10 protein-coding genes are annotated in these 11,883 nt (G+C 72.7%); 4 read left to right on the forward strand and 6 right to left on the reverse strand.

Annotated elements, in window-relative coordinates; all coding sequences use genetic code 11:
- Nucleotides 1-13: 13 nt before the first annotated feature.
- The gene (locus ACIRQY_RS10875; protein ID WP_403923900.1) at nucleotides 14-2,440 is read right to left on the reverse strand and encodes a beta-glucosidase; all 2,427 of its coding nucleotides are present in this window, start codon (nucleotides 2,438-2,440) and stop codon (nucleotides 14-16) included.
- Nucleotides 2,441-2,697: 257 nt separating this feature from the next.
- On the opposite strand from ACIRQY_RS10875, the gene ACIRQY_RS10880 reads away from it, so the two are divergent.
- Nucleotides 2,698-3,309 (forward strand): TetR/AcrR family transcriptional regulator, encoded by a 612-nt coding sequence (locus ACIRQY_RS10880; RefSeq protein WP_403923709.1) that lies wholly within the window; start codon nucleotides 2,698-2,700, stop codon nucleotides 3,307-3,309.
- A 168-nt stretch (nucleotides 3,310-3,477) separates the two neighbouring features.
- Nucleotides 3,478-4,191, forward strand: coding sequence for a carbon-nitrogen hydrolase family protein (locus ACIRQY_RS10885; protein WP_351789138.1), 714 nt, complete (start codon nucleotides 3,478-3,480; stop codon nucleotides 4,189-4,191).
- Between the two features lie 308 nt (nucleotides 4,192-4,499).
- Here the strand turns inward: ACIRQY_RS10885 and ACIRQY_RS10890 are convergent, their stop codons facing one another.
- Nucleotides 4,500-6,686 carry a M4 family metallopeptidase gene (locus tag ACIRQY_RS10890; protein ID WP_403923713.1) on the reverse strand — a complete coding sequence of 729 codons (2,187 nt, stop codon included), beginning with the start codon at nucleotides 6,684-6,686 and terminating at the stop codon, nucleotides 4,500-4,502.
- A gap of 146 nt (nucleotides 6,687-6,832) precedes the next feature.
- Here ACIRQY_RS10890 and ACIRQY_RS10895 point away from each other — a divergent pair, with 146 nt between their 5' ends.
- Nucleotides 6,833-7,795 (forward strand): LysR family transcriptional regulator, encoded by a 963-nt coding sequence (locus ACIRQY_RS10895; RefSeq protein ID WP_403923716.1) that lies wholly within the window; start codon nucleotides 6,833-6,835, stop codon nucleotides 7,793-7,795.
- A gap of 247 nt (nucleotides 7,796-8,042) precedes the next feature.
- Here the strand turns inward: ACIRQY_RS10895 and ACIRQY_RS10900 are convergent, their stop codons facing one another.
- The 3 genes from ACIRQY_RS10900 to ACIRQY_RS10910 all read right to left on the reverse strand — a co-directional run bounded on the left by ACIRQY_RS10900 (nucleotide 8,043) and on the right by ACIRQY_RS10910 (nucleotide 10,567).
- Nucleotides 8,043-8,858, reverse strand: coding sequence for an EI24 domain-containing protein (locus tag ACIRQY_RS10900; protein ID WP_351789146.1), 816 nt, complete (start codon nucleotides 8,856-8,858; stop codon nucleotides 8,043-8,045).
- A 203-nt stretch (nucleotides 8,859-9,061) separates the two neighbouring features.
- A complete protein-coding gene (locus ACIRQY_RS10905) occupies nucleotides 9,062-9,484 on the reverse strand; it encodes an organic hydroperoxide resistance protein (protein ID WP_384859851.1) in 423 nt (140 codons plus the stop codon).
- A gap of 63 nt (nucleotides 9,485-9,547) precedes the next feature.
- Nucleotides 9,548-10,567: an NADP-dependent oxidoreductase gene (locus ACIRQY_RS10910; RefSeq protein ID WP_351789152.1), complete on the reverse strand. Its 1,020-nt coding sequence runs from the start codon at nucleotides 10,565-10,567 to the stop codon at nucleotides 9,548-9,550.
- A 117-nt stretch (nucleotides 10,568-10,684) separates the two neighbouring features.
- On the opposite strand from ACIRQY_RS10910, the gene ACIRQY_RS10915 reads away from it, so the two are divergent.
- Nucleotides 10,685-11,131, forward strand: a complete 447-nt coding sequence (locus ACIRQY_RS10915) for a MarR family winged helix-turn-helix transcriptional regulator (protein WP_403923720.1) — start codon at nucleotides 10,685-10,687, stop codon at nucleotides 11,129-11,131.
- Between the two features lie 107 nt (nucleotides 11,132-11,238).
- On the opposite strand, the gene ACIRQY_RS10920 is transcribed toward ACIRQY_RS10915, so the two are convergent.
- Entirely contained in the window at nucleotides 11,239-11,685 is a 447-nt protein-coding gene (locus ACIRQY_RS10920; protein ID WP_403923723.1) for a hypothetical protein, read from the reverse strand.
- Nucleotides 11,686-11,883 lie beyond the last annotated feature (198 nt).

Below are 11,883 nucleotides of genomic sequence, written 5' to 3' on the forward strand. Positions count from 1 at the left end.
GGCGGCGGGAGGGTCAGACCTCCAGGGTCGTGCTCAGGCGGGCGTCCGCGAGGGAGTGCGCGGCGACGACCTCGTAGGTGCCGGGGACGAGCGTCCAGTCGTTCTTCTCCTCGTCCCAGATCTCGAAGGCGCGGCGGGGCAGCGCGATCTCGGCCTCGACGGTCTCGCCGGGGCCCGCCTCGACGCTCGTGAATCCGGCGAGCCAGCGGGCCGGGCGCTCCACCGGGTCGTCGGCGGGGGCCAGGTAGAGCTGGACGGTCTCGCGGCCCGCCCGGCCGCCGGTGTTGGTGAGCCGGACGGTCGCGGTACCGGGGCCGGTGCTCAGCCCCTCGTACGACCAGGTGGTGTAGCCGAGGCCGTGGCCGAAGGCGTACGCGGGGACGGCCGGGCTCCGGTCCCAGGCCCGGTAGCCGATGAACAGCCCCTCTTCGTAAGTGAGTTGACCTTCGGCCGGGGTGACGTCGGTGACCGGGGCGTCGGCGAGGGTGCCGGGCCAGGTGGTGGGGAGACGGCCGCCGGGCTCCTCGGCGCCGGTGAGGACGTCGGCGAGGGCGGCGCCGCCCTCCTGGCCGGGGAACCAGCTGAGGAGCACCGCGGCCACGTCCTCGCGCCAGGGCAGTTCGACCGGGGAGCCCGCGTTGACCACGACGACGGTGTTCGGGTTGACGGCGGCGACCGCCTGTACGAGGTCGTCCTGGCGTCCGGGGAGGGCGAGGTCCTTGCGGTCGAAGCCCTCGGACTCGACCCGCTCGGTGGTGGCGACGACCACGACGGCGGTGTCGGCGGTGCGGGCCGCCTCGACGGCCTCGGTGATCAGTTCGTCGGGGTCACGGCGGGGCCCGAGGTGGACGAAGGAGAACATGACGGCCGGGAGCGGGGCCGCGAACTCCTTGTCCAGGGTGTGCAGCAGGGAGACCTCGACGGTCTCGCCCCTGGTGAGCGTGACCTTGGCGCGCTCGACCGGGGAGCCGAAGAACGCTTCGAAGGGGTCGGTCTCGGGGCCCATCGTCTGGACGCCGTCGAAGACGGTGGTGCCCCCGACGGCGAGAGTGAAGGCGCCGAGCCCCCGGGTGCCGAAGGAGTGTTCCCCGGACTCGCGCGGGGTGAAGGTGCCGACGACCTCGACGGAGGCGAGGTTCTCGTGGCTGACGCCCGCCGGGAGGTCGTCGCCGATCCACTGGACCTGCCCGTTGGGCAGGGAGCCCTCGCCGAGGAGCCGTCCGGCGGCGTCGCGGCAGCGGGCGCGGAGGGTGAAGCCCTGGTCGGCGGGGGCGAGTTCGTCGCTGGGGTCGGCGCCGACCGCGTAGGAGAGGCTCCCGGCGGGCAGGGCGGCGGTGAGGCCGTCGAGCGGGGAGACGACGTGCTCGGGGAAGACCTGCGCGGAGCCGCCGCCGAGGACGCGGGCGTCGCGGGCGGCGGCGCCGGAGAGGGCGACGCTTCCCGCCCGCAGGGGCAGGGCCGCGTTCTCGTTGCGGACCAGGACGAAGCCCCGGCGGGCGATCTCGCGGGCGAGTGCGTCGCCGTCGAGGGCGGCGGGGGGTTCGGTGACGACCGGCGGGGCGCCTTCGAGGGCGCCGACGCGGGCGGCGAGCCGCAGGACGTTGCGGACGGCGGTGTCGACGGCGGACTCCTCGGCCTCTCCGGCGCGCACGGCGGCGGCGAGGGCCTCGCCGTAGACGGTGACGGGGCCGGGCATGGCGACGTCGAGGCCGCCCCGGATGTCGCCGGTGGTGGAGCGGGCTGCCATCCAGTCGGAGACGTTGAAGCCGTCGAAGCCCCATTCGCCGCGCAGCACCTCGTTGACGAGGTGGTGGTGCTCGGTCATCGTCACGCCGTTGACCTGGTTGTAGGCGGTCATGATGCCCCAGGGGCGGGCGTTGGTGACGATGGCCTCGAAGGGCGCGAGGTAGAGCTCGCGGAGCGGGCGCGGGGCGATCCGGTTGTCGACGGTGAAGCGGTCGGTCTCGGCGTCGTTGGCGACGAAGTGCTTGACGGTGGTGCCGACGCCGCCGTCCTGGACGCCCTGGACGTAGCCGGTGCCGATCGCGCCGGTGAGCAGCGGGTCCTCGCTGTACGCCTCGAAGTGACGGCCGCCGAGGGGCGTGCGGTGCAGGTTGACCGTGGGCGCGAGGAGGACGTGGACGCCCTTGCGGCGGGCCTCCTGGGCGAGGAGGCGGCCGGCCCGGCGGGCGAGGGCCGGGTCCCAGGTGGCGGCGAGCGCGGTCGGGGAGGGCAGGGCGACGGACGGGTCGTCGGCGGTCCAGCGGACGCCCCGGACGCCGATGGGGCCGTCGGACATGACCAGTGACGCCAGGCCGATCTCCGGGAGGGCGGGCAGGGACCACATGTCCTGGCCGCCGAGCAGCCGCGCCTTGGTGTCCAGGTCGAGCCGGGCGAGCGCCGCCGCCACGGCCGCCTCGCGCAGGGCGTCGCCGCTCACCGGGCTCCCGTCCGCCGCGCTCCCGTTCGTCGCGTCCCCGTCCGTGGCGCCCTGGTTCGCGGTGCCCTCATCGGCGTTGGCCTCGCGCACCGCATCCTCGTTCACGTCCGTCACGTCCGTTACCTCCGCGTTGAAGTGCTGGTGGGGCCATCATGGACCCACTTACCTGTAGATCGGTAGGTAACGTGACCTCTTCGTTATTTTCATCATGGCGTACGGTCCTTGGAGACGAGGACCTGCGGAAAGGGGCCGGGCCGATGGCACGGGCGAGGAGCGAGGAACGCCGGGCGGAGATCCTGCGCGCCGCCCTGGAGGTGATCGCCGAGCGCGGCTACCGGGGTGCCGCCCTCGGCGCGGTCGCCGAGCGCGTCGGCCTGACCCAGCAGGGGCTGCTGCACTACTTCCCCACCAAGGAGGCGCTGCTCGTCGCCGTCCTGGGGGAACGCGACCGCTGGGACACCAGCGGCGGCCGCGACCGCGAGAACTGGCGGCTCGACCTGCTGGACTCCCTCGTCGAGTACAACGCGATGCGGCCCGGGATCGTGCAGACCTTCTCCGCGCTGCTCGGCGAGAGCGTCACGGACGGGCACCCGGCCCGGGAGTTCTTCACCGAGCGGTACGCGCAGGTGCGGGAGAACATGGCGCGGGTGCTGCGCCTGGAGTTCGGCGACCGGCTGCCGGGCGGCCTCACCCCGGAGCGGGCCGCGCCGCTCCTCACCGCGGTGATGGACGGCCTCCAGTACCAGTGGCTCCTGGACCCCTCGGCGGTCGACATGCCGGGCGCCTTCCGGGACTTCCTGGCGCTGCTCGGCGGCGACGGGACGGCGGAGGACGCCCCGGGGCGGCCGGGAGCGGACCGGGCGGGATGAGCAGAGGCTCCGGCCACCGCTCCGGACCGCGCGGGATGAGCAGAGGTCCCCGCCACCGCTCCGGGCCGGGCCGGGCGGGATGAGCAGAGGCCCCGGCCACTGCTCCGGACCGGGCGGGACGGGGGAGCCCCTGGCTTCCGTCACGGGGCCGGGCGGGATGATGGGGGCATGATCATCGCCGCCACCCAGTTCGCCCCCGTCGCGGGGGACCTCGACGCCAATGTCCGGACCGTCGCCGGCCTGGTCCGGGCCGCCGGGGCCGAGGGCGCCCGCCTGGTCGTTTTCGCCGAGCTCTGCCTCACCGGCTACGAGCCCTCCCTGATCCGGGACACCCCCGCCCTGGTCCTCACCGAGGACGACCCCCGGCTCGAACCCGTACGGGACGCCTGCCGCGCGGTGTCGGCGGCGGCCGTCGTCAACGGGCCGGTGCGGACGGACGACGGACGCCCGGCGGTCACCTCGCTGGTGATCGGCCCGGACGGCTCGCTCCTCGCCCGCTACGACAAGCGGCACCTGTACGGGATCGAGCGGGAGGTGTTCGCGCCCGGCGCCACCGACGGGCGGTTCACCCTCGACGGGCTCCGGTTCGCCACCGCCACCTGCTACGACAACCGCTTCCCCGAACTGGCCGAACGGGCCGCCGCCGACGGCTGCGCCGCCTATCTGGCCAGCTCGGTGCTGGCCGCCGACAACGACTCGTTCGACACGGTCTATCCCGTACGGGCCCGGGACTTCGGCCTGTACGTGGTGCTCGGCAACGTCCTCGGGGCCAACGAGGACGGCACGGGCTGCGGCCGGGCCGGGGCCTGGGGCCCGGACGGCGCCCGCCTCGCGGACGCGGGCGGCACGGAACCGGGCTTCGCCCTGGCGGAGATCGGCTGAGGCCCCGCCGGACGGGACGGGGAGGGGCCCGGTCCGGCGGCCGGTGACGTCGGCGCGGCTCGGACGCGGAGACGCGGAGACCCAGAGACGCAGAGACGCGGAGACGCGGAGACATGGAGAAGCCGGGCCGCCGTGGGACATACGGCGGCCCGGCTCCATGGAGAGACCTCACGGAACCCCCGGTCCGCGATGCCTCCCCGCCCCTCTTGAGGGGCGGTCTTTCGGGTGGGCGTCCTCCGAGGGGCGGTCCCCTACGGGGCGGTTCCCATGGGACCGCCCCTGAGGGGTGGTCCCGTACCGGATGGTCCCTACGGGGCCGTCAGGCCCAGCGTGTACGCGCCCGAGCCGCTGTACGCGTGGACCACGTACCGGTAGTAGCCCGCGGTGCCGTAGTAGCTGGTGTTCTCGTCGGCGGTCTCCGTGCCGCCCACCGCCACGTCCACCCAGCTCGCGCCGTTCCACTTCTGCAGGTACAGGTCGAAGTCGGCACCGGCCGGACCGCGCAGGCAGCCCACATGGGTGCCCGAGGCCGCCGAGTAGTAGTACGAACCGTCCGGCTGCGCCTGGGCCTGGCCGGAGGTCAGGGTGCCCTGGTAGGTCTTCTGGGTGTTGCCGCAGCCGGTGGGCGGGTTCGTCGAACCGACCGACAGCTGGTAGGTGACGGTGTGGGTGGCGGAGCCCGTACCGGTCACGGTGATCGGGTACGTGCCGTTGGCCGTGCCCGCCGCGACCTGCACGGTCATCGTCGACGAGGAGCCCGAGGTCACCGAGGAGGGGCTGAAGGAGACCGTGACCCCGCTCGGGGCACCGCTCGCGGAGAGCTGGACGGTCTGCGCGCTGCCGCCGGTGGTGCTGGTGTTCACCGCCGAGGTGACCGAGGCACCGGCCTGGACCGAACCCGAGGAGGGGTTCAGGGCGAGCGAGAAGTCCGGGGTGCTGGTGCCGCCGCAGTCGGTCTCACCGGACTGGGCCGGAACGCCGATCGCGTTCCAGGCGGTCTTCACCGCGTTGCACTCGACGCTGCCGTAGGTGTTCTTGGCGCTCGTCAGGGTCGCCTTGCGGGCGGCCAGGTGGTTCCAGGAGGACGTCTTCATGAGCAGGGCGCCCATGAAGATCTTGCCCGCCTTCTGGATGCCGATGCCGGTCACCGAGGACGGACCGCCGGAACATATGGGGCTGTTGGGCTTGCCGCCGCCCGGGCTGGAACCCTCGGCGAGCAGGTAGAACCAGTGGTTCTGCGGACCGGCCGCCGCGTGCACCTCGGTGCCCGAGCTCAACTGGGGATAACAGTTGGGGTCGTTGTTCGCGAGCGACGGGTTGTACATGTACCGGATGGGCTTGTTGTCGCCGAGGAAGTTCAGCTTCTCGCCGACCGTGTAGTCCGGGGTGTCGTTCGGGTTGTTGGCATAGTGCTCGGTGAGCGCGCCGAAGATGTCGCCCGTCGACTCGTTCATCCCGCCGTTCTCGTTGGACGAACCCGCGCTGCCCGGCGTCCGGTCGAAGATCTCGTGGCCGTACTCGTGCGCCACGACGTCGATGCCGGTGAGCTGCATGGTGCCGTTCTGGTTGCGGCCGTACGTGGTCTTCGTCCCGTCGTAGTACGCGTTGACCTCGCTCAGACCGGCGCGCGCCGGGACCATCCCGCCCTGACCGTTCTGGCCGTTGTAGCCGAACCACTCCTTGAGCATGGAGTGTTCCTTCTGCGCCGCGTACATGATGTCGACGCAGGCGGTCACGAGGTCGTTGGCGCCGCTGTTGCCCCACGGCGAGGATCCCGTGTACGCGCTGCCGTTCTGGCCGCCGCACTTGAAGGAGCCCCGGGTGGTGTCGGTCATGGAGCTCGCGGCGGTGTCGATGGTGACGTTGCCGTTGTGGTAGCCGCGCCCGTCGGCATGCAGGATCTTGTCGGTCGACCGGGCGATGGCCCCGGTGCCCGCGTCCACATAGGTGTCGAGGGCGCTCGGCGCGTTCTTCGCGGTGCGGCCGACGACCCGGGTGTGCCAGGTCAGCACGGCCTTGCCGCCCTTGAGAAGCACGGTCAGCTCGGGGGCGCCCGCGCTCTCCACGGACGCCAGCTGCGCGCGGGCCGTGGCCAGGGCGGCGGCGGAGGTCACCTTCGCCCGGGTGGAGAGCCGGAGGGCGGGCGCCGGGGCGCCGGTGACCTCGCGTACCTTCCCCGTGCTGTCCGAGACGACGACCGCGTCACCGCCGACGACCGGGAGACCGCGGTAGGTGCGCTCGTAGGAGGCGTAGTACAGGCCGTTCGCCCACGGGGTGACGGACGTGCGGACGAGCTCCTCGTCGGCGCCGTGCCGCAGCTCGTCGAGACCGCTCTCGGCGGCGTCGTCGGCGGCGGCGAGAGCCAGGGACTTGCCGTGGCCCGGGGGCACGGGCTGCGCCTGCGGGGCCGCGACGGCCGGAGCGACGAAGGCCGTCGCGAGGCTCGCCGAGAGCGCGAGGGCGGCCACGGCCGCCGTCAGTCTGGTGGGGTGCACGTCTGCTCCGATCGAGGGGTGGATCGTGGTGGGGGAGACGGTTCGTCGCGCCGAGTATGGGCGTGGACATGGCTAGTTCGGGACATCTCACGCGGCATAAGACGCGGGTTATGGTGCGCCCGCACGGCCCTGCGTACGCTGCTGAAATGCAGCTGGAGTTGAGGCATCTTGAGGCCGTCTGCCGGATAGCGGAGGCGGGCAGCCTGGGGCGGGCCGCCGGGCGGCTCGGGGTGTCGCAGCCCGCGCTCTCCGCACAGCTCCGCCGCATCGAACGGGTCGCGGGCGGGGAGCTGTTCCTGCGCGGCCGGCACGGGGTGGAGCCCACCCCGCTGGGCGAGTTCGTCCTGTCGAAGGCCCGGCTGGTGCTCGGTGAGATGGACGCGCTGGCCGCCGGGGCGCGGGCCGCCGCCCCGGACACCCCGCTGCGCCTCGGCTGCATCCTGCTCGTCCTCGTCGACGGACTGCTGGGACAGCTGGAGCGGGTGATGGCCGGGCAGGACATCTCGGTGACCGTGGAGCACTCGGCGACGACACTGACCCGGCAGCTGGGCGCGGGACGGTACGACGCCGTGCTGTACGGGGAGGTCAACGACCACGAGGTGGCCCTGCCGGAGGGCACCACCGCGCGGACCGTGATCGCCAAGGAGCCGTTCTGCGTACGGCTGTCGGCGGCGCACCCGCTGGCGGCCAGGGAGCGGATCTCCCTCGCCGAGCTGGCCGGGGAGGCCTGGATGATGCTGGTGGAGGACGACGACGGGGGCCCCGAGGCGCTGGTCGCCGCGTGCGCCCGGGTCGGGTTCGCCCCGGCGCTGCGGCACCGGGTGCCCGACCGGAAGATGCACTACGACCTGATCGCCTCGGGGCGGGCGATCTCCCTGAGCCAGCCGACCGCCCCGCCCGCGCCGGGCACGGTGCTGCGGCCGTTGGAGGGCGATCCGATCATGGGCCGTATCCGGCTGGCCTGGAACAGGGCCGCGGTGTCCGCCCGGGACGCGGAACTGCTGCACCGGGCGGCGGTGGCCGGCTATCTGGCGAACGTCGACAACAACGCGTTCTACCGGACGTGGTGGGACGCCCGCCCGGAGCTGCACCCGGTGCTGGAGGTCTGAGCGGGGGCGGTACGGGCTCCGCCGACGGGCCCGGTCGCGTACGGCCCCGGGACCGGCCGGGGATCGGGACCGGACGCGCACGGCCCGGCCGGGAAGGCCCGGCTGACGCGCCCCGCCGGATTCGCCCGGGGTCCGGGGTCTGGGGCCCGGGGTCTGGGGCCCGGGGTCTGCCGGGCGGAGCCGGGACCGGTTCGGGTCCGGTACGGCCCGGCCCCGCTGGGCTGGGCTGGGCTGGGTCGAGGTCCTGTCAGGCGGGGGTGGGGCCGTCGACGGCAGGCCGCGCGACGGCGGCCGGACGGCCCTCCTCGTCGTGTCCGCCGCCGGACGTCTCCCCGCACAGGTCACGGGCCATCAGGGTGGCTCCGGCGACGGCGCCCGGCATCAGGAAGACGGCGACGAAGGGCACCAGGAAGGCGAGGGTCAGCGGAACGCCGAAGCCGAGGACGGCCGCCCGGCGCCCCCGGAGCAGCCGCAGCCGCTCCTTCAGCTCGACGCCCCGGCGCTGGAGCGCGACGGCAGCCAGTTCCTCGGTGAGGAAGAAGCCGGAGACACAGAAGCCGATCGCGGGCACGACGGTCTGGCCGACGACCGGGATGAACCCGCAGGCGAAGAGGAGGAGGCCGTAGAACGCCACCCTCAGCAGGACGCGCAGGCTGTCGCGGGCCGAGATCCACAGATCGCGCCAGAGCGGCAGCCCGGACTCGGGGACCTCGCCGCCCTCGCTCCGGTCGACCTCCTCGGAGAGCGACTCGTAGAACGGCTGGCCGACGAGGAGCGTGACGGCGGTGAAGGTGATGACCGCGAGGAACAGACCGAAGACGAAGACGAGGGCGGTCAGGGTGCCCCGGAAGATCCCGATCCAGGGCGAGGTCCAGTCGTCGGCGAACGGAGTGACCCAGGCGACCAGGTCGTCGGCGCCGTAACCGAGCCCGACGAGCGCCCCCGCGTACAGCACGAGGGTCACGAGTCCGGGCAGCAGCCCGAACCCCAGCCAACGCCCGTGCTGCCCGACCCACTTCTGGCCCCGCAACAGATATCTGAAACCCACCCCGAGATCACGCATGGGGGTCACTGTAGCGGTGGACCCCGAAGGCCCCCGCAGCCGTCCGACCAGCGGCCCGACCACAGCGAGAGGGCCGGCCACTCCCCCGGACACGGCCGAGGGCCGCACCCCGGACGGGATGCGGCCCTCGCCGGTACCGCGCGTCCGGAACCGGACGGCGGGCTCCGCTCGGAGGCGGGCTCGGTTCAGACGGCGAGCCTGGTTCAGACGGCGAGCTCGACCGTGATGTTGCCCCGGGTCGCCTTGGAGTACGGGCAGACCTGGTGGGCCTTCTCGATCAGGTCCCTGGCGGTGTCCGCGTCCACGTTCGGTATGCGGGCCGAGATCCTGACGATGATGCCGAAGCCCTCGTCGTTCTTGCCGATGCCGACCTCGGCGGTGACCGTCGAGCCGGAGATGTCGGCCTTCTCGTTGCGGGCGACGACGCCGAGCGCGCCCTGGAAGCAGGCGCTGTAGCCCGCCGCGAAGAGCTGCTCGGGGTTGGTCCCCTCGCCGGAACCGCCCATGGCCTTCGGCGGGTTCACGACGACGTCGATCTTGCCGTCGTCGGTGGAGACCCGGCCGTCCCGGCCGCCCTCGGCGGTGGCGACGGCGGTGTAGAGGACCTCGGAGTGCTGGATCGGCATACCTGGTACTTCCTTCATGGTTCGCCGCGACTCGCGCCCACGATCGCGGCGGCTGAGGGAAGACTAACGCGTCAGCGAGACGATCATCTTTCCGGTGTTGTCCCCGCGCAGCAGTCCGAGGAAGGCGTCCACACCGTGCTCGATGCCCTCGGCGAAGGTCTCTCGGTGCTTGAGCTCGCCCGAGGCGAGCCAGCCGCCGACCTCCTGGACGAACTGCTTCTGGAGGCCGTAGTGGTCGCCGACGAGGATGCCCTGGAGCCGCAGCCGCTTGCCGATGATCATCGCCATGTTGCGCGGACCGGGCACCGGCTCGGTGTCGTTGTACTGGGCGATCATGCCGCAGATGGTGGCGCGGCCGTGCACGTTGAGCGAGGAGATCGCGGCTTCGAGGTGGTCACCGCCGACATTGTCGAAGTAGACGTCGATACCGTCCGGGGCGGCGGCGCGGAGCTGCTCGTCGACCGGGCCGTTCTTGTAGTTGAAGGCGGCGTCGAAGCCGAGCTCCTCCACGAGGAACTTCACCTTCTCGTCGGAGCCCGCCGAGCCGATGACCCGGGAGGCGCCCTTGATCCGCGCCATCTGGCCGACCTGGCTGCCGACCGCCCCGGCGGCGCCGGAGACGAAGACCGCGTCGCCCTCCTTGAAGGAGGCGACCTCGAAGAGGCCCGCGTAGGCCGTGAGGCCGGTCATGCCGAGGACACCGAGGTACGCGGAGAGGGGGGCGAGCTCGGGATCGACCTTGGTGGCCTGCTGCGCGGACACGTCCGCGTACTCCCGCCAGCCGAGGCCGTGCAGGACGTGGTCTCCGACCGCGAAGCCCTCCGCACCGGAGGCGACGACCACGCCGACGGCGCCGCCGTCCATGGGCCGGTCGAGCTGGAACGGCGGGATGTACGACTTGGTGTCGTTCATCCGGCCGCGCATGTACGGGTCGACGGAGAAGTGCAGGTTGCGCACGAGGACACGGCCCTCGGCGGGCTCGGCGACCGGCACCTCGCGCAGGGCGAAGTCCGTGGGGACGGGCCAGCCGTGCGGGCGGGCGACGAGGTGCCACTCACGGCTGGACGCGGGAAGAACGGACATGAGTACGGCCTCCGGGGAGAAGCTTCGGGAAGCTTCGGATCAGAAAAGCTTCATGGACTGAAACAATCATGCGCCTGGATATTTCATGTTGTCAAGTATCTGGGTAGACTGGTGCGCATGGCCACCTCACGCACAGACCCCCTGACCCTCGAAGTCGTCGAGCTGATCGGCACGGTCGTGGCGCGCTACTACGAGGAGTACGAGCAGGCGGCCGCGCAGCACGCGCTGACCGGCGCGCAGGCGCGGGTCCTCGGCCTGCTCTCGCTCGACCCGCTGCCGATGCGGCGCATCGCCCAGAAGCTGAAGTGCGAGCCGTCCAACATCACCGGGATAGTGGACCGCCTGGAGGCCCGGGGCCTGGTCGAGCGCCACCCGGACCCGGCCGACCGCCGCGTGAAACTGGCCGTCCCCACCGAAGAGGGCCGCGCCACGGCCCACCACCTCCGCGACTCCCTCAACTTCGCCCGCGAACCCCTCGGCGAACTGACGGAGATCGAGCGCACGCTGCTGAGGGACCTGCTGAGGCGAATGCTGGGCGCCGACGCGGGCGAGGGCCTGGTCTGACGGCCGGGAGTCCCCGGACATCCACGGCCGGAGGCCTCCCCGGCGCCCCGGACGGAAAAGGGTGCGGCCGAAGCCCCCGAGTGGGGAGCACCGGCCGCACCGCCGAGTCAGAGCTGCCGAAGCCCGGGCGTCCTGAGGAAGTGGTCCATCTCGGCCCATTCGAAGAGGCACGCGCCGAGCACCACCGTGTCCGTGGGAGCGGAGAGGTCCCACCTCCCCGCGCTCCTCGACCCCTGCGGCTCATCGCCCTGAACCACCTGGATCCTCAGCCCGGCGGGCCGGAAGGCGACCCGGACGGACGCCCGCTCGACACTGGCCGAGCGCCGGGACCGAGCGAGCGACGAGGCGACCCGCACCCGGCACTCCTCACCGTCCCAGACCCCGTCGAGGCCCCGGGCGAGCAGCTTCCGGGACAGGTGGCCGGGTGCGCCGAGCCCCTGGATCCGCAGCCGGGGTTCACCACGAAGGGCCAGCGTCCAGTCCTCCCAGCCATCGGCGGCGGCCTCCGGACACGAACGGGCTCCGGGCCCGCGCGTCAGAACGACGGGCCCCACCGGCGTCACCCCGGTCGCGTACACCGCCTCCTCGGCCGCGGGCGACCTCCAAGCGCTCAGAGAGACCTCTCTTCTCAGTTCCATACCTGTCAGCCCGCACACTTCCTGCCGATTCCGACCGGACATCGGGCCCCATGCCATCCGCTGTGACCCGCCATGCCTGCCGGGTCACGGCGGAAGAGCCCTTCTCGTCCCCGA

This window comes from Streptomyces sp. NPDC101490, assembly GCF_044767145.1.
Taxonomy (GTDB): Bacteria; Actinomycetota; Actinomycetes; order Streptomycetales; family Streptomycetaceae; genus Streptomyces.